Source organism: Pacificibacter sp. AS14, assembly GCF_038899935.1.
In the GTDB taxonomy this organism is placed as follows: Bacteria; Pseudomonadota; Alphaproteobacteria; order Rhodobacterales; family Rhodobacteraceae; genus Celeribacter.
Genome location: NZ_JBBMQI010000001.1, coordinates 312598 through 330800, shown reverse-complemented (window position 1 = coordinate 330800; position 18203 = coordinate 312598). Strand labels below are relative to the sequence as shown.

17 protein-coding genes and 1 tRNA gene are annotated in these 18203 nt (G+C 52.9%); 13 read left to right on the top strand and 5 right to left on the bottom strand.

What is annotated here, in order from left to right:
* Positions 1-5: 5 nt before the first annotated feature.
* Positions 6-779, bottom strand: a complete 774-nt coding sequence (locus WNY38_RS01635; protein WP_342855567.1) for a 3-hydroxybutyrate dehydrogenase — start codon at positions 777-779, stop codon at positions 6-8.
* Between the two features lie 503 nt (positions 780-1282).
* Between WNY38_RS01635 and WNY38_RS01630 the strand changes: the two genes are divergently transcribed.
* The 4 genes from WNY38_RS01630 to WNY38_RS01615 all read left to right on the top strand — a co-directional run bounded on the left by WNY38_RS01630 (position 1283) and on the right by WNY38_RS01615 (position 4427).
* Positions 1283-2995, top strand: a complete 1713-nt coding sequence (locus WNY38_RS01630; protein ID WP_342855566.1) for an extracellular solute-binding protein — start codon at positions 1283-1285, stop codon at positions 2993-2995.
* Positions 2995-3108 carry an entericidin EcnA/B family protein gene (locus WNY38_RS01625; protein ID WP_342855565.1) on the top strand — a complete coding sequence of 38 codons (114 nt, stop codon included), beginning with the start codon at positions 2995-2997 and terminating at the stop codon, positions 3106-3108. Before WNY38_RS01630 ends, WNY38_RS01625 begins: the two co-directional genes overlap by 1 nt.
* Positions 3109-3294: 186 nt before the next feature.
* Entirely contained in the window at positions 3295-3771 is a 477-nt protein-coding gene (locus tag WNY38_RS01620; protein ID WP_342855564.1) for an arsenate reductase ArsC, read from the top strand.
* Positions 3768-4427 carry an MIP/aquaporin family protein gene (locus WNY38_RS01615; protein ID WP_342855563.1) on the top strand — a complete coding sequence of 220 codons (660 nt, stop codon included), beginning with the start codon at positions 3768-3770 and terminating at the stop codon, positions 4425-4427. Before WNY38_RS01620 ends, WNY38_RS01615 begins: the two co-directional genes overlap by 4 nt.
* Positions 4428-4606: 179 nt before the next feature.
* Here WNY38_RS01615 and WNY38_RS01610 read toward each other — a convergent pair whose 3' ends face one another.
* Positions 4607-4843 carry a hypothetical protein gene (locus WNY38_RS01610; protein WP_342855562.1) on the bottom strand — a complete coding sequence of 79 codons (237 nt, stop codon included), beginning with the start codon at positions 4841-4843 and terminating at the stop codon, positions 4607-4609.
* A gap of 340 nt (positions 4844-5183) precedes the next feature.
* Between WNY38_RS01610 and WNY38_RS01605 the strand changes: the two genes are divergently transcribed.
* Positions 5184-5834 carry a DsbA family oxidoreductase gene (locus WNY38_RS01605; protein ID WP_342855561.1) on the top strand — a complete coding sequence of 217 codons (651 nt, stop codon included), beginning with the start codon at positions 5184-5186 and terminating at the stop codon, positions 5832-5834.
* A gap of 2 nt (positions 5835-5836) precedes the next feature.
* Positions 5837-6343, top strand: coding sequence for a methyltransferase (locus tag WNY38_RS01600; RefSeq protein WP_342855560.1), 507 nt, complete (start codon positions 5837-5839; stop codon positions 6341-6343).
* A gap of 9 nt (positions 6344-6352) precedes the next feature.
* Here WNY38_RS01600 and mfd read toward each other — a convergent pair whose 3' ends face one another.
* Both mfd and WNY38_RS01590 read right to left on the bottom strand, forming a co-directional pair.
* A complete protein-coding gene (mfd, locus tag WNY38_RS01595; protein WP_342855559.1) occupies positions 6353-9826 on the bottom strand; it encodes a transcription-repair coupling factor in 3474 nt (1157 codons plus the stop codon).
* Positions 9827-9842: 16 nt separating this feature from the next.
* Positions 9843-10370, bottom strand: a complete 528-nt coding sequence (locus WNY38_RS01590) for a component of SufBCD complex (RefSeq protein ID WP_342855558.1) — start codon at positions 10368-10370, stop codon at positions 9843-9845.
* 151 nt (positions 10371-10521) lie between these two features.
* Here WNY38_RS01590 and hemB point away from each other — a divergent pair, with 151 nt between their 5' ends.
* Positions 10522-11520 carry a porphobilinogen synthase gene (gene hemB, locus WNY38_RS01585; protein ID WP_342855557.1) on the top strand — a complete coding sequence of 333 codons (999 nt, stop codon included), beginning with the start codon at positions 10522-10524 and terminating at the stop codon, positions 11518-11520.
* A gap of 171 nt (positions 11521-11691) precedes the next feature.
* Positions 11692-12285: a YSC84-related protein gene (locus WNY38_RS01580; RefSeq protein WP_342855556.1), complete on the top strand. Its 594-nt coding sequence runs from the start codon at positions 11692-11694 to the stop codon at positions 12283-12285.
* 76 nt (positions 12286-12361) lie between these two features.
* Here the strand turns inward: WNY38_RS01580 and WNY38_RS01575 are convergent, their stop codons facing one another.
* Entirely contained in the window at positions 12362-13474 is a 1113-nt protein-coding gene (locus WNY38_RS01575) for a Ppx/GppA phosphatase family protein (protein ID WP_342855555.1), read from the bottom strand.
* A gap of 235 nt (positions 13475-13709) precedes the next feature.
* Between WNY38_RS01575 and WNY38_RS01570 the strand changes: the two genes are divergently transcribed.
* The 5 genes from WNY38_RS01570 (at position 13710) to WNY38_RS01550 (ending at position 17887) form a co-directional block, all read left to right on the top strand.
* Positions 13710-14015, top strand: a complete 306-nt coding sequence (locus tag WNY38_RS01570) for a virulence factor (protein ID WP_342855554.1) — start codon at positions 13710-13712, stop codon at positions 14013-14015.
* Between the two features lie 61 nt (positions 14016-14076).
* A complete protein-coding gene (locus WNY38_RS01565) occupies positions 14077-15066 on the top strand; it encodes a methyltetrahydrofolate cobalamin methyltransferase (RefSeq protein WP_342855553.1) in 990 nt (329 codons plus the stop codon).
* A 21-nt stretch (positions 15067-15087) separates the two neighbouring features.
* Positions 15088-15654, top strand: a complete 567-nt coding sequence (locus WNY38_RS01560) for a pseudouridine synthase (RefSeq protein WP_342855552.1) — start codon at positions 15088-15090, stop codon at positions 15652-15654.
* Positions 15655-15673: 19 nt separating this feature from the next.
* Positions 15674-17737 (top strand): ASKHA domain-containing protein, encoded by a 2064-nt coding sequence (locus WNY38_RS01555; RefSeq protein ID WP_342855551.1) that lies wholly within the window; start codon positions 15674-15676, stop codon positions 17735-17737.
* Positions 17738-17813: 76 nt separating this feature from the next.
* Positions 17814-17887: transfer RNA gene (locus tag WNY38_RS01550), tRNA-Gly, on the top strand.
* Positions 17888-18203 lie beyond the last annotated feature (316 nt).

Here is an 18203-nt window from a genome sequence, read left to right as displayed (position 1 = left end):
TTAGATCACAGCGCGGTCCAGCCGCCATCGATGGACAGTGTTGTACCTGTCATCTGCGCGGCAGAATCAGAGGCCAAGAACACACAAGTGCCCCCCAGCTGCTCAACCGTTGCGAAGGCTTTAGATGGCTGGCGTTCCAACAGAACCTCGCGAATGACTGTATCGCGGTCCATGCCGTATTTTTCCATCGTATTTGGGATTTGCGCCTCGACCAGCGGCGTCAAAACATAGCCTGGGCAGATCGCGTTGGCGGTGATGTTTTCTTCCGCCGTCTCTAACGCTGTCACTTTCGTTAGCCCCACAACACCATGCTTGGCCGCGACATAAGCCGATTTAAATGGGGATGCCGTCAAACCATGGGCCGAAGCGATATTGATCACCCGCCCCCAACCGGCAGCGCGCATAATAGGCAAGGCCGCCGCCGTGGTGTGAAAAGCTGAACTCATGTTGATGGCGATGACCGCGTCCCATTTGTCGCTTGGAAACTCGTCAATCGCGGCCACATATTGGATGCCTGCGTTGTTCACCAGAATATCACAGGCGCCTGCCTGCTCGATCAACGCACGGCACTCTGCCCCTTTGGACATATCAGCGGCGATATAACGCGCGTTGACGCCATATTGGGTCGCGATGTCGGTTGCAATGTCGTGATCTTCGGGGCGATCTGTGAAGGAGTTGAGCACAATATCTGCGCCAGCCTTGGCCAGTTCAATCGCCACCCCAAGGCCAATTCCTGAATTTGATCCCGTTATCACCGCCGTTTTACCGTTTAAAGTCATTTTGCCATTCCTCATGTCGTGCATCTTTTTCATGCGCCATGGATAGAATAGATGCTGCACCCGCAAATCAAAGCACAATCGCAAGCTGCATTGCAGAATCGGTTTTGCGATCAAATGGATAGTATTTCGGAGCGACATTGATGAGCTGACAAAGCAGCGCTGAAAGTGCGAATGACTCAAGCCAGCTTGGGGATTTTCAAAATTTGAGCGAAAAAAAACGCCCGCACAAGGCGGGCGCAAAGTTATTGAGGCAGGTTTCATACAGGCAAGAAACCTATCGAGCAGTGATCTCTTTATACGCTTAACTTTGACGCCATCCAAGCTAAAAGTTTGATACCTCGGACAAAGAGGCATAAGCTAAGATGTAATAAAACCACAGGCATGGAGGCATTGTTTCAATAATGGCGACGCAGTTTTTCGGTAAATTTCTAGCTTCGACAACCGCTATAGCGATTTGTTTAGCGGGTTCCATAGCGTCCGCCGAACCAAAGCATGGCATCGCTATGTATGGTGAACCTGCTCTACCACAAGATTTCGTGTCTCTACCCTACGCAAACCCTGATGCGCCGAAAGGCGGAAAGATCGTCACAGGTGAAGGCGGTACGTTCGATAGCTTGAACCCCTTCATCCAAAAAGGCACCACGCCGTGGCAGCTCAGATTTATGATGGCGGAAAGCTTGATGGGCCGCTCTTACGGTGAACCCTTCGCGCTTTATGGCGTTTTAGCCGAATCGATTGATGTAGGTCCGAATCGCGAATGGGCCGAATTTACTCTGCGCGCTGAGGCAAAGTTTTCTGACGGCAGTCCTGTAACTGTTGAAGACGTCATGTGGTCCTATGAAAAATTGGGCACCGAAGGCCATGGTCGCTATGCGTCTTTGTGGGGCCAGATTGAGTCGATGGAGCAAACTGGACCCAATTCGGTCAAGTTTACCTTCAACACCGACAACCGCGAGCTGGCGTTGCTTGTGGGGATGCGTCCCATTTTGAAAAAGGCGCAGTGGGAGGGCAAGGATTTCACCAAATCCGGCTTTGACACCATTCCCATTGGATCAGCGCCCTATGTGGTTTCCGACTACAAGGCCGGCAGCTTTGTCGAGTGGGCGCGCAACCCGGACTATTGGGGCAAAGATGTTCCTTTCATGCGCGGTCAAGCCAATCTTGACACTGTACGTTGGGAATTCTTCACAGATTCCAGTCTTGTAATCGAAGCCTTTAAAGCTGGTGAATTAAACGCACATCGCGAGTTCAACGTGCAAACATGGGATGATCAATACAACTTTCCTGCAGTTGAGCGCGGCGATGTGGTCAAATCGATCATCCCGCATCAACGCCCCTCAGGCATGACAGGGTTTGCGATGAACACCCGCCTGCCCCAGTTTCAAGATTGGCGCGTGCGTCAGGCTTTGATAGAAGCGTTCAATTTTGAATACATCAACGAGGTGCAAACTGGATCTCAGCAACAACGCATCACTTCGTATTTCTCGAACTCAGTCCTTGGCATGCAAGACGGTCCTGCGACAGGCAAAGTGGCTGAGCTGCTCATGCCATTTGCGGATGAATTGCTGCCAGGTGCGCTAGAGGGCTACAGCTTTTCACAAACCAACGGCACACAAAATGACCGTCAAACACTGCGCCGCACCATGGGCCTGTTTGAAGAAGCCGGATGGACCGTGCAAGATGGCGTCATGCAGAACGCAGCCGGAGAGCCGTTCACGTTTGAGATTTTACTCAAAGTAGGAGACGATGAAAATCAATCTATAACAGACACTTACGTAACGGCTCTAAGGCAAATTGGAATCACGCCGACCGTTACAGTTGTCGATAGCCCACAATATCGTGAGCGATCAGACGCGTTCGACTTTGGTATGACCAACTTTCGCCGCGGGCTATCGCTTTCGCCTGGCAATGAGCAAAAAGGGTACTGGGGCACTGAGGCTGCAACGACCCAAGGATCGCGTAATATTATCGGCATACAATCGACAGCTGTCGACACGTTGATCGACACATTGCTGTCGTCTACTCAAAATGATGATTTTGTGGCCTCGGCACGCGCTTTAGACCGCGTTTTGACTTCAGGGCGCTATGTTATTCCGATTTATCAATGGAATATCTCTCGTCTAGCCCATGCAAAAGAGCTAAAATTCCCTGAAACTTTGCCGATTTATGGTGATTGGATCGGCTGGCAACCTGATGTTTGGTACTGGGAAGACTGATGAAAACGATACTTGCTTTGATTTTACTGAGCTCTTTGGCATCTTGCGGCACCGTCGCGGGCGTTGGAGAAGACATCTCTGGCGCATCGCGCACCGTCCAAGGTTGGTTCTGAGTGATCAAAACTTTTTGGTGTATAACTCTGTGCGTCGCAGTCTCTGGTTGCGGCGCTGCGCGTATTGGCGTCAAAACGAGCGCAAAGATTGCTAAAGCTACCGTAAAAACCACAGTCGCGGTCGTCAAATAATCATGGCACAACCAGCGTCACATAATCGTTACAAACCTTAAGTAGACGCATCCCATGAATATTTTAGTCCTGTGCACGGGCAACTCAGCCCGATCAATCTTGCTCGAATCCGAGCTTACTGCAGCTTCAAACGGTCGAATCACAGCCTTTTCAGCTGGATCAAACCCCTCTGGCAAGGTGCATCCTCAATCGATCGTACTGCTCAACGGCTTGGGTCGCGATGTATCTAAAGCGCGTTCCAAAAGTTGGGATGAATTTGAAGATGTCGATGCGCCCATCATGGATGCAGTGATCACAGTTTGCGGATCAGCAGCAGCTGAGGAATGTCCCTATTGGCCCGGCGCGCCAGTGCGCACCCATTGGGGTGTCGAAGATCCTGCCGCGGCTATTGAGGACAATTGGCAAGACGCTTTTGACACAGCCTATGACATCTTATCGCGCCGCGCCGCGGCATTGATCGCACTGCCCTTTGAAACACTGGATGCGGCCACTTTGAAATCGGAACTTGATCGTATCGGAACGCTTCCATGACGCAGACGCTTTCAACACGCCTTTGGAGCGAAGGCATAGGTACTGCGTTTTTGTTGATTGGCGTAGTCGGCTCTGGGATCATGGCAGAAGCCCTGTCGGGTGGAAACACCGGCGTCGCCCTTTTGGCCAATGCCATCGCAACAGGCGCTATGTTGTACATGCTGATTACAACGCTTGGTCCCGTATCGGGCGCGCATTTCAATCCGGTCGTGACCTTGGCCTTTACCATTCGCGGCGAACATGCCGTCAAAGACGCCGCGCCCTACATGATCGCTCAGGTGATCGGCGGCATTCTTGGCGTGTTCATTTCGCACTTGATGTTTGATTTAGACGTGTTGCAAATCTCAACAACAGCGCGCACAGGTACAGGTCAATGGATTGCCGAAATCGTTGCGACCTTTGGTTTGCTGTTCACCATTTTTGGCGGGCTCAAACATCGTCCAGATACGGTGCCCACTTTGGTGGCGCTCTACATCACTGGCGCTTACTGGTTCACGGCGTCCACGAGTTTTGCCAACCCTGCCGTGACTATAGCGCGGAGCCTGACGGACACCTTTGCAGGTATCGCGCCAGAACATGTTCCGATGTTTATAGCGGCTCAAATTATTGGCGCGCTGTTGATGGTTTTCATCGGCGCGAAGTTGTTCAAAAACTAAGGCGCTTACGCGCTCCTTGACGCTGCGCTTCGCTTAATTTCTTAACTTCAAAACAAAAGAAAACCCCCGGATGCTGTTGCTCGCATCTTCGGGGGTTCTTGGGACCAAACGCCAGTCGTCTTGGGGAAACACTGCTCGATGGGGTATCTTGCTTGGCCCTATTCTGTGTGAGGCTACGATTACTTTTTAGGATCAATCGTACCAGTCAGGTATTCAACATTGCTCAACTCGTTTGACAAAGATAATCCGTTCGACGTCCAATCCAGCGCGCCGGCAGCAACCACCAAAGACGCGATAGCGCCCAAAGCAAGTGTCACAACTGGCAACCGCAAGCGCTGCGACAGCATCGGAGTGCTGGAGCGACCTTGAGCGCGGCCTTGGAACGTTGAGAAGGACCGGTCGGAATAAAATGCCATGTTCGTAACCCTAATGAACTCGTTTAACTACAGTGAGTTAAACACAATACGGACAGCGCGTCACGCCTAACGACCTGAAACACTTCGACCACAAGTCGAAGTGTCGCAATGCAGCTAAAGTAAGAACAATTAAAGAACTTAAGCGGAACACTGGAGAGTTTGCAAAGTTGCAAACCCCGCGAATTACTAGATATAGGTCAATGAGAACATCCAGCTTGAGAGGTATCGTGAAGTGGAAGAATATTTTCCTTTTATGGATTCGACTTCCATTTTTGGCGAAATGCGCTAGCTATGACAAAACACAAATCGAACTCGTATTAGCGACACAGGACACCAACACATGATCAAACTCGACATCTTTTCAGACCCCATTTGTCCTTGGTGCTACATTGGCAAAGCCCGCCTTGAGGCAGCTTTAGATCAACGTCCAGACCATCCCTTTGTTGTGGAGTGGCATCCCTTTCAATTGAACCCCGATATGCCGCAAGATGGCATGGATCGTCGCGCGTATCTTGAAGGTAAATTTGGTGGCACGGCTGGTGCAAAATCCGCTTACCGCCCTATCGTTGAAACACTTGCAGCAGAATTACCTGACGCCGATCTGGGAAAAATCAAGAAGACACCGAACACACTGGACGCGCACCGTTTGATCCACTGGGCTGGCCTTGAAGCAAAACAGACGCTTATGGTCGACGCTTTGTTCGAGGCTTATTTTGTCGATGGTCGCGATATTGGCGATGCGGAAACTTTGGCCGATATCGCGGACTCGATTGGTATGGATGCCTCTGTCGTGACGCGATTGCTCGACACGCAAGAAGACGTCGATCTGATCAAATCACGCGATGTCCACGGTCGAGAACGCGGCATCACCGGCGTGCCATTGTTTGTCGTGGCGCAGCAGCACGCTGTTTCTGGCGCACAAAACAGTGGGCTTTGGTTAAGCGTGATCGATGAGCTGATGGAACAAGTCGGCGACACTCCAGTTCAGTGAATGTGAATTTTGCCTTAGGACTTGCAGCATGCCTTGGCTGGATCAGCGCTTTGATCCATGCGGCGCTGTATCCACGGGCAAGATTTTGGCCCCCAAAACACCCAACATGGATCACCGTTGTGTGGTCTTGGGGGCTGACATGCGCGATTTATGTTTCGATTGTCCGATTGGGATTTACGCAAGGCAACACGCTTGCCCTGCCCGCGCTTGTTCAAAATATCGGTATTGGCGTGGCTGTGATCGGTTCGATTTATCACAGCTGGGCCACCTCAGCGCTTGGCGTCAAAACCACCTCAGGTTGGCCCTTGGGCGGAACCTATCCTGCACAGCGTTGCATCAAAGGCCCTTACAGGCACATGTCACATCCGCAATATCTCGGTCAATGCCTGTCCTTTATCGGACTGGCCTTGATGAGCGGCGCAGCACAGGCAGCAACCATTGCGATTCTCGGATGTGCCGCTCTGGCTCTTGCAAGTTTTGTTGAACATCGGCATCTGTCAAAACCGTAAGCTCAAACTTTAAGCGGGCTTTTTCGACGCCTCTTTGGCAAATTTCGCCAGATCTTGTGCAATCGAATAAGCACCTTTGATCTTGTCGCTGTCACGTTTCCAATCGCGGCGCACGACGATCTTATTGTCTTTCACTTTAGCCAGACCCTTTTGCGCCTGAATAAAGCTCACCAAACCAACAGGGCTTGCGTATTTGTCGTTGTGGAACTGAATGGTCACGCCTTTTGGTCCGCCATCAAGGCGACTGATGCCCGCTTCGCGGCATTTTTCCTTGATGCGAACAATCACCAGCAAGGTATTGACCTCTTTGGGTAATTTCCCAAATCTGTCGATCAATTCTGCGGCAAAGCCTTCCAGCTCCACTTTAGTACGCAGACCAGACAGCCTGCGATATAGCCCAAGACGCACATCTAGGTCGGGCACATAGGTATCGGGGATAAGCACAGGCACGCCCAAATTGATCTGCGGCGCCCACTGGCCGTCATCATCGAAATCAACAGCCTCGTCACCGGATTTGATCTTGGCAATCGCCTCTTCCAGCAGGTTTTGGTAGAGCTCAAAACCGACTTCTTTGACCTGACCAGATTGTTCTTCGCCCACCAAATTGCCCGCGCCGCGAATATCAAGATCTTGAGAGGCCAGCGTAAATCCAGCCCCCAGAGTATCCAGACTGCCCAAAACCCGCAGACGTTTTTCTGCGGTGGCGGTTAAAGGCGCACGGGGTTTTGTGGTCAAATAGGCATAGGCGCGGGTTTTTGCCCGCCCAACACGACCACGAATTTGATAGAGCTGCGCCAAACCAAACATGTCGGCGCGGTGGATGATCATCGTATTGGCGGTCGGAATATCGATGCCACTTTCAACGATTGTGGTCGCAAGCAGCACATCGAATTTGCCATCGTAAAAGGCATTCATCCGATCATCAAGCTCGCCCGCTGCCAATTGGCCGTGACCAACGACAAAGCTAACTTCGGGCACTTCGCGGCGTAAAAACTCCTCGATTTCAGGAATATCCTTGATGCGCGGCACCACGAAGAACGACTGCCCGCCACGGTAATGTTCACGCAGCAAAGCTTCGCGCAGCGTTACAGTATCAAATTCAGACACATAAGTGCGGATCGACAAACGATCGACGGGCGGCGTGCCAATGATCGACAAATCACGCACCCCAGTCAGTGACATCTGCAAGGTACGCGGAATTGGCGTGGCCGAAAGCGTCAATACATGAATGTTTGTTTTCAAAGACTTGAGGCGCTCTTTGTGTGTGACACCAAAGCGCTGTTCTTCATCGACAATCGTCAGGCCGATATTATGGAACTTTACATTCTTAGCCAAAACCGCATGGGTGCCGACAACGATATCGACCTCGCCTGAAGCAATCCCCGCCCGTGTAAGCGCCATTTCTTTGGTCGACACGAAGCGAGACATCGGCCGCACATTGATCGGAAAGCCACGGAAACGTTCTGCAAAAGACCGGTAATGCTGGCGCGCAAGCAATGTCGTTGGTGCAATCATCGCCACCTGTACGCCGCACATTGCTGCGATAAAGGCGGCGCGCATCGCGACTTCCGTCTTGCCAAAACCCACGTCGCCACAAATCAGACGATCCATAGGGCGACCGGCCTCAAAGTCGTCGAGCACATCTTCAATGGCGCGCAGCTGATCTTCGGTCTCGGTGTAAGGAAAACGTGCACAGAAGGCTTCCCACATATCGTCGGGCGGCAGCATGATCGGCGCTTTGCGCAGATGACGTTCCGCAGCGATACGAATAAGCTTTTCAGCAACCTCGCGGATGCGTTCCTTCATCCGTGATTTTTTGGCCTGCCAAGCCCCGCCACCAAGGCGATCTAGCATGCCTTCGTCGTGGCCGTAGCGGCTTAAAAGTTCAATGTTTTCAACAGGAAGGTACAGACGATCCCCGCCTGCATATTCCAGTAGCAAACACTCATGCGCAGCTCCAAGGGCGGCGATGACTTCAAGCCCTTTATAGATTCCGACGCCATGCTCGACATGTACGACCAGATCACCAATAGACATGGTGGAATGCTCTGTCAGGAAGTTTTCAGCCCGTTTTTTGCGATTTGGACGGCGGATTAGCCGATCGCCAAGAACATCTTGTTCGGAAATAACGGTAACGCGACCCGCGTCAACCTTGGCCTCAAACCCTTCGTCGAGCGGCCAAATAGCCAAATAGACACCGCCAATACCCTCAGGCACATCGCGCCAGTCGCCAATTTCAACGGCACCGTTGAGATCTTGATCCTGCAAAAGTGTTGAAATGCGGTCTCGTGCGCCCTCTGACCAAGAGGCAACAATCACCTGACCCTCTTGGCGTTTTGCATTTATATGCTGCGCTAAGCTATCGAAAAGGTTTACATTTTCAAGTTGACGCTCTGGCGAAAAGCTGCGTCCGATAAATCCGCCGGCATCAATGACGCCCAAACCGGTTGGCAGTGGCAAGGCGTGAAAATGCAAGACGCGTCGGCCTTCGATCTCGGCTTCCCAAGCGGCATCATTGAGATACAAAAGCTCTGGTGGACAAGGTTTGTAAACGCTGTCCATGCGACCCTTGGCTTTTAGGGCTTCAGCGCGATTTTCGTATTGATCTTGAATGCCTTCCCAACGTGAAAGGCGCGCCGCAGTCGATTGATCATCAAGGGAAATTGTTGCTTTAGGAACATAATCCAACAAGGTTTCAAGGCGTTCATGAAAGTAAGGCAACCAATGCTCAAGACCTGCGTGTTTTTTGCCGGCCGACACGGCTTCATAAACGGGATCATCTGACCCAGCGGAGCCAAATTCAATGCGGTAGTTTTGACGAAAGCGCGTGATCGAGGCCTCGTCCAAAATCACTTCAGACACTGGCGTAAAGGTTATTTCCTTCAGGCTGGTGGTCGTACGCTGATTGCCCGGATCAAAACGACGTAGGCCGTCAAGCTCATCCCCAAAGAAATCAAGGCGCACTGGCAAATCTTGTCCTGGCGCAAACACATCAATGATGCCGCCACGGATCGCGTAATCGCCTGGCTCTACCACTGTGGGTGCTTGGGTGAAGCCCATGCGCACCAAAAAGGCGCGCAAATTGGCCTCGTTGATCCGTTCGCCAACACGTGCTGTAAACGCCGCTTCTGCCAAGGTACTGCGCGCCGGAACCCGCTGCGTGGCTGCGGCCAAAGTTGTCAGCAACACAAACCGTTTGGGGGCTGCGCCATGAGCCAGTGCGGCCAAAGTCGCCATGCGGTGTGCCGAGATGTCAGAATTGGGTGACATACGATCAAACGGCAGACAATCCCAAGCCGGAAAATCCAAAACAGGCATATCTGGCGCGAAAAACCTTAAGGCCGTGCGCATCGCGGCAAGGCGTTTGTCGTCGCGCGCAATATGAATAACAGGGCCATCAGATTTGGCAACTTCACGAGCCAGCAAATAGGCATCAAAGCCTTCGGGCGCGCCGCCGACTTGAATATGGGTGCTGGTGCTCATGTCTGCTTTCCGCGTTTTATCCGCCCAATGGGCCTGTCGCAAGGTTTTGGAACATGCCCCACATCGCAGTGATGAAAATGGAAACCATTCCAATAACTTGTGTGAAAAATCTGTGTCGTTTCAGAATAGAAAAAAGCGCATCGCCTGCTGGCAGATCAGCCCTAATTTTCATAGCTGTGTTGACACTCATAAGCCCAACAAAAGTCATTGGGAAGGCCATCAAGAAAACCGCTTGCGCAAATTCTGCGCCGTAGAACGCACCCAATGCAAATAGAATGGTCAGACCCGCAGCGACAAACCCAACAATAAACAAGCCAGAGACTTCTGCGATGTTTAAAATGCGACTGACATTGATGCGTACCAATGTTTCGATATCCTGCATTTTTTGACCGCCATCTTTAACGGCTCTTTGGGCAAGATCAAATGGCACCCCCAACACATAGTGAGAGGCGGTAGACCAAAGAACCGCCAAAGCGATCCAGTACCAAAGGTTCGAAAAGGACCGCATGTCGATCACTTCAAAAATAGTTTGATAGAGGTTCAAAACGGTAATTCTTTCTGATCGTTAAGCTTGCTTGTCGCAACTTGGGGGACTTTATGCTGCGGCTGCGGCGATTCCTACCCTTGATGAGAGGTAAAATCCATGTCACCTCGTAGAACAAGATATAACTGTGACTTGCGACGAAGGACAGCCTATGCCCCGCACTCTTGCACCCTACCCTTTGACACGCCTGCGCCGCGCCCGCAAAATGGAATCCTTGCGCGGTTTGGTACGTGAAAACGCCCTTGAAGTGCATGACTTAATTTGGCCTGTGTTTGTGCAAGACGGCAAAAACGCACGCACACCGATTGTATCTATGCCTGGCGTTGATCGGTTGTCTGTGGATCTTTTGGTCAAGGAGGCTATAGATGCCTACGCATTGGGCATTCCCGCAATTTGCATTTTTCCTTATATAGAACAAAACCTTAAGACGGAAGACTGCGCTGGCGCTTGGGCCCCCGACAATTTGGTAAACCGCGCCATCCGTGCAATAAAAGCAGCTGTGCCCGAGCTTGCGATCATGACAGATGTGGCGCTTGATCCCTATAACATCAACGGACACGACGGTTTTGTTGTCGAGGGCGAAATCGTCAATGATATGACCGTCGAGGCTTTGGTCAAAATGGCTGTCGCGCAAGCCGATGCAGGTGCAGATATTATCGGGCCGTCTGATATGATGGACGGGCGGATAGGCGCAATTCGCCGCGCTTTGGAAGTGGCAGGTCACAGCAATGTGACCATAATGTCCTATTCAGCCAAATATGCCTCGGCGTTCTACGGCCCGTTTCGCGATGCCGTGGGCGCATCTGGTGCGCTCAAAGGCGATAAAAAGACCTATCAAATGGATCCAGCTAACGCCGACGAAGCCCTGCGTTTGATCGAACGCGACTTGATGGAGGGCGCCGACATGGTCATGGTCAAACCGGGCCTGCCGTATCTGGACATTTGCCGGTCGGTCAAAGACCGCTTTGGCGTGCCCACCTTTGCTTATCAAGTGTCCGGCGAATACGCGATGATCGCCGCCGCTGCGCAAAATGGGTGGATTGACCGCGAAAAAGCAATGTTGGAAAGCCTTATGTGCTTTAAGCGCGCAGGATGTAATGGAATTTTGACCTATTTTGCCCCTGACGTGGCCCGTATTTTAGCTAAATAAGCCATAAGACGCAGCGCAGCCTATCTGAAAACAGGGTAAAATTTGCCGAAAACCTCCCAAATGACGATTGTGCGATGACAAAGCCCGCGATGACACTGTAAACTGCGTACAAAGAGCCTTATTCATGAGGACATGGTGCCAGTGCGGCACCGATATCAAAAGGGCAGCTCCATGACTAAAACATTGGCGCAGACAGAAAGACCAAGCCGATCAAAGGCCAACCGTCGTACGTTCATGGTTGGTTTAGGTGCAACAAGCCTGCTTACTGCTTGTAATAACGGGCTGCAAGGCACTGGCGGACCACGAATTGACGCACGCGCAGATGCGTCGCTGCAATATCTTTTTAACACATATCCCAATACCCGCGAATTACGTGATAAATCAGTCGGTATCTTGGTGATGCCGCTGGTGACCGAAGCGGGCTTTGGCCTTGGTGGGTCCTACGGACGCGGCGTATTGCGCATCAATGACGTCACCGTTGACTATTATTCGTCAACTCAAGCCTCGATCGGGTTGCAAATCGGCGCGCAACAATATGCACATGTGCTGTTTTTCATGACCAATGACGCATTGCAGACTTTCCGCGGCTCGCCTGGTTGGGCAGCGGGTGCGGACATCGAATATGCGCTGAACAATCGCGGCGAAAATATATCGGCTGAGACAACGACATCTTTGTCTCCTGTAATTGCTGTTGTGTTTGGTCAAGCCGGACTGATTGCGGGCGCCACCGTCGAAGGCACGAAATACACCCGCATCATCCCATAGGCTGATTTCAAAATTATACTTAAAAACGCTCCACTTACGGGGCGTTTTTCATGTATTGCATTCAAAAAATATCGAGCTATGGAACCGTTTCTTCCAAAACACCGTCCATGCTCATTTGCGCATAAAGCAAGCCTTCGCGCAGACCTCGGTCGGCGACGGACAGGCGATCTGTCGGCCAAATCCGCAACAAAGCTTGCAAGATGGCAGAACCTGACATGATCAATTCTTGTCGATCCCGCCCGATACGCGGATCACGCCGCCGCCCCTCAGGCCCCAGATCAAGGTAATCACGGATCACGCGGTCAATTTGTTCCGACGTCATGCGCAAGCCATCGACCTTATTGCGATCATAACGACGCAGCCCCAGATGCGAGGCCGCAACCGTGGTGACCGTGCCGGACGTTCCGATAATCTGAAATCCTTCACGGCAGGCGTCATTGGCATAAGGCGCAAAATCAGCCAGCTTTTCTTCAAACAGCCATGACATTAACGCGAAACGCGCGGAATCGTCGTCAACGTCTTGGAACTGATCTTTGAGTGTTGCCACACCTAAAGGTACTGAAATCCAATCGACGACTTTTGCGTGGGGAAACGGACTGTCTGAATTGTGAAACCCACGGTGCAGACGCATGATCGCGCGCGGGCGTTCAATGCGCGGGACGGATGACAAGTCTATCCAAACCAGCTCGGTTGAACCGCCGCCGATATCGACCACCAGAAGCTGTTCGGTTTTTGTGGAAACAAGTGGCGCACAAGAAATAACCGCAAGACGGGCTTCTTCTTCTGGTTTGATAATTTCGAGGTCAATCCCAACTTCGCGGCGTACAGCCCGTAAAAAATCACGAGAGTTTCTTGCACGACGACAAGCTTCGGTTGCCACAAGGCGCATCCGCTTAACGTCATGTTTTTCTAGCTTTTTCTTGCAAACCTTCAAAGCTTGCAATGTGCGCGATATAGAAGACCGAGACAAACGCCCAGTCTGCTCCAACCCAGCGCCAAGCTGGACAGATTTCGAAAAACTATCCACCACATGAAACTGACTGCCTTTGGGTTGGGCAATCAACATGCGGCACGAGTTTGTGCCAAGGTCCAGCGCGGCGTACAGCTGCGCAGGATCGACTATTGCAGGTGCGAGAGGCTCGACCGCTATGGGGAACGCGCCCGCACCATTGGGACGCTTGGGCGTCATATCACACGCCCTCCATTCTGAGTTGATTTGATCTTACGCTCAAAAATGACCCCGCCGCAAGCCTAGTGAGCAGCACAATCAATCACCTTTTTTGTGATCCACACGAATTGATCCCGCTTTCGTTCATAACCTTCTTGAGAATTTTTCCAGTCGCACACCGGATCACGGGTCTGGCGCAGCCTTACCCTTTTCTTTAAGCCTTGGCGCCAACGAAGTCCTATGTTTGAGGTTCCCTATGTCTGAGCTCACAATCATCTATTGGCGCGACATCCCTGCACAGGTCCGTGTGGGCCGTGGTCGCAAAGCCGCCCGTGCCGTTTTGCCAGAACGGTTTGAACAAGCCATCGACCGTGTTGCGATGCGTATCGGTGCCACGGATGGCGATGCTTACATGGCCGAGTGGCGCGATGTGTCAGGCGGAACTGTTGAAGGCGATCTTCAAGCCGCAGCAGATGCAAAAGCCGCCGAGCTTGATGCGGGTTTTGACAAAGAGACACTCAAGACCCTCATAGACAATGACGGCGTTGCGCCAACTGCGTAAACGCTTGTAAATAGACTTGGCCCACACCGTGCGGCCAGCAGCCCCTTATAAGGACGACCCAATGACCCGCACTGTGATCGAGAGCAAAACAAAAACCGTTGTGATTGGCTTTGACGAGCCGTTTTGCGTGATCGGCGAACGCATCAATCCAACAGGGCGCAAGAAACTGGCCGCTGAATTGGAAGTTGGCGATTTTTCCACCGTTGAACGTGACGCGCTGGAACAGGTTTTGTGTGGCGCGAACATCCTTGATATCAACTCCGGTGCTGTGTTTTCCAACAAAATGGCCGAAGACCCCCGCTACGCCGACAACAACTTTGTTGAACCGCCACTTATGCGCGAATTGATTGCGCGGGTTCAGGCGATTGTGGACGTGCCTTTGTGCATCGACAGCTCTGTGCCGGCCGCTTTGGAAGCGGGGCTTGAGGCCTCAGAAGGTCGCCCGCTTTTGAATTCTGTGACAGGCGAAGAAGAACGCCTTGAGCTGGTTTTGCCTTTGGTCAAAAAATACAACGTGCCTGTCGTGGCCATTTCCAACGATGACACTGGTATCTCAGAAGACCCAGATGTGCGTTTTGCTGTGGCCAAAAAGATTGTCGAGCGCGCTGCTGATTTTGGCATTCCGGCTCATGACATCGTGGTCGACCCACTTGTAATGCCAATCGGCGCGATGCGCACAGCGGGTCAGCAAGTGTTTACTCTAGTACGTCGTCTGCGCGAAGAATTGGGCGTCAACACCACATGTGGCGCGTCCAACGTGTCCTTTGGCTTGCCTCAACGCCACGGTATCAACGCCGCGTTTTTGCCAATGGCGATCAGCGCGGGCATGACCTCCGCTATTATGAACCCTGTGCGGATGCAAGAAATGGAGGCCATCCGCGCCGCCAACTTGCTGATGGACCGCGACCCAGACGGCACGCAATGGATTGCCTTTAGCCGCATCATGGATGCTGTGACCGCCGGAGCATCCTTTGCCGATGCCGCCAAAGACGCTGCATCTGCTGGCGGGTCTGGTGGTGGACGTCGCGGTGGCGGACGGCGTCGTCGTTAACCGACGCAAAGGGATATTGATATGACGCGCTTGATCGCACTGAACAAACCTTTCGATGTGCTCTCGCAGTTCACCGACAAAGGCACTGAGGGCACCAAGCGCGCCACCTTGTCTGATTGCGTCAAAGTGCCCGCCGTCTATCCCGCAGGACGGCTTGATCGCGATTCAGAAGGCCTTTTGCTGCTCACAGACGACGGCCAGCTTCAAGCAAAGATTTCGAACCCGAAAAACAAGATGGCCAAAACCTATTTGGCGCAAGTGGAAGGCGAAATCTCGGATGAGGCCATCGACCATTTGCGACGCGGGGTGGACCTAAAAGACGGTCTGACGCGCCCCGCCAAAGCGCGGCGCGTGGCGGAACCAAAGATGCTATGGGAGCGCACCCCGCCGGTGCGTTACCGAAAATCCGTGCCTGACAGCTGGCTGGAATTGACCATCTCAGAGGGTAAAAACCGCCAAGTGCGCCGCATGACAGCACATGTTGGTTTTCCGACCCTGCGCTTGATCCGTGTCGCGATTGGTCCATGGACTATTGCGGGCCTGAAAAGCGGCGACTGGCGCGACCTCGACCCGAATGATCTGAAATAACCCCCGAAAAGAGACCCACATGAGCGACGCGTCCCAAGACACCCAAAATGCGCAAGACCCATTGGTGATTTTCACCCCATCCGGCAAGCGTGGCCGTGTGCCAAGCGGCACGTCTGTCTTGGCGGCAGCACGTCAGCTCGGCGTGGATTTGGATTCCGTCTGTGGTGGACGTGGTGTGTGTTCGAAATGTCAGGTGCAGCCGTCCTTTGGGGATCATTCCAAGCATGGCATCACCGCCGGTGAAGACGCTCTGACTGAATTCAACGCTGTTGAGGAACGCTACGATCGCGTTCGGGGCCTGAAAACGGGCCGTCGTTTGGGCTGTCAGGCCTGCGTCACTGGCGATGTGGTTTTGGACGTGCCGCCCGAAAGCCAAGTGCACAAACAAGTGGTGCGCAAAGCTGCCACGACGCGCCATATCGAAATGGATCCTGCGACGCGACTTTATTATGTCGAAGTGGCCGAGGCCGATATGCACGACCCGTCTGGCGACTGGGAACGCACTGAAATGGCGTTGAAATCCCAGTTTGATCTGGACGGGATCACCCTGCCCTTTGCCTTGCTTGCTCCTTTGCAAAAAGCACTGTTAGACGGTAAAAACACCGCCACTTTGGCCGTGCACACAGCGCGCATGGGAGCCGCAAAAATTGTTGGCGTTTGGCCGAAATTTGCGGAACCTAATCTTTATGGCCTTGCCGTTGATTTGGGGTCGACCACCATTGCGGCACATTTGACCAATCTTGTGACGGGCGAGGTTAAAGCCTCTGGCGGTGTGATGAACCCGCAAATTCGTTTTGGCGAAGACCTGATGTCGCGCGTGTCTTACGCGATGATGAATGACGGCGGATCGGCCGATATGACCGCTGCCGTGCGCGACGCGATGAACACGCTGGCGCAAGACCTGACCACCGAAGCCGGTCTGGCCGTCACCGATATTTTCGAGACCGTGTTCGTGATGAACCCTGTGATGCATCACCTTTTGTTGGGGCTTGATCCGATCCCGCTGGGCCAAGCGCCTTTTGCGCTTGCGACCTCATCCGCCATGGATCTCGCGGCCAGTGACATAGGTCTGAATCTCGCCCCCCAAGCGCAGATCTATATCTTGCCGCTGATCGCAGGGCATGTTGGTGCGGATGCGGCCGCTGTGGCGCTGTCTGAGGCCCCGCAAAACGTTGATCCGCTCACATTGATCGTCGATGTGGGCACCAATGCCGAGATTATTTTGGGCAATAAAACCCGTGTCCTAGCCTGTTCATCCCCAACGGGCCCTGCTTTTGAGGGCGCGCAGATTTCCAGCGGCCAACGGGCCGCTCCTGGTGCGATTGAGCGTGTTGAGATTGATCCCGTCACCAAAGAACCGCGTTTCAAAGTCATTGGCTGTGATCTTTGGTCTTCTGATCCTGAGTTTGCCGTGCAAACCGCCACCACGGGCGTCACGGGGATTTGTGGCTCTGGTATTATCGAAGCCGTCGCAGAAATGCGCATGGCTGGGCTGCTCGATGCTGGTGGGTTGATCGGGTCAGCTGAGCAGACTGGTACAGAGCGCTGTCGCCCAACGGGACGAACCCACGCCTATTTGCTGATGGATGGCTCTGCCGATGGTGGGCCTGTGATTGAAGTGACACAAGGCGACATCCGCGCCATTCAGCTTGCAAAATCAGCGCTTTACGCGGGTGCTCGGCTGTTGATGGATGAATTTGGCACTGACACTGTCGAGCGTGTTGTGCTGGCCGGTGCTTTTGGTGCGCATATTTCCCCCAAACACGCGATGGTGCTGGGCATGATCCCCGATTGTGCGCTTGACCAAGTCGTTTCTGCCGGCAACGCAGCCGGAACAGGCGCGCAAATTGCGCTGCTTAACGTGGCCGCACGACGCGAGGTCGAGGCCTTGGTGCATCAAATCACAAAGATCGAAACAGCGATTGAGCCGCGTTTCCAAGAGCACTTTGTCGATGCCAATGCCATCCCACATGCCACAGCGCCCTTCGCGGGCCTGCGCGCCCTAGTCACTTTGCCCGATGTGTCTTTTAATGCAGGCGGCGGTGAGGGTGGTCGCGGCACTGGCCGACGTCGGCGCCGTTAAACAGTCGATTTAGCGAGCGCCATGTTGTTGTGGCGCTTGACGCCTCAAACACTTACGCCTAATCAAGGCGCACAGAGCGGGTATGGTGAAAAGGTATCACGGCAGCTTCCCAAGCTTTAGTTACGAGTTCAATTCTCGTTACCCGCTCCAGAGTTTTCACATATTTTATACATTAGATACAGCACCTTAGAATACGTCTCCGTGCGGGTCGTTAAGATGTAATCACTTGCCGAAATGGGAAAAATAGGGAACGTCTGGGGCCATTTGAGAGTACGACCCCCAGAGAATCCCCAGACGATGAATGACATCGGCACCCCCAATTATCGGCGCCACCTTCGCACCTGGCAAACCCAAATCCAAAGTTCATTTTGTCACCTCTGCCCCGCACTCGCGATCCCAAGTCGTATTCGTCTTGAAGTCGCGCCGCAGGTTCCAGGGCGCGTTGATCGCACGCCAATCGAGCTCT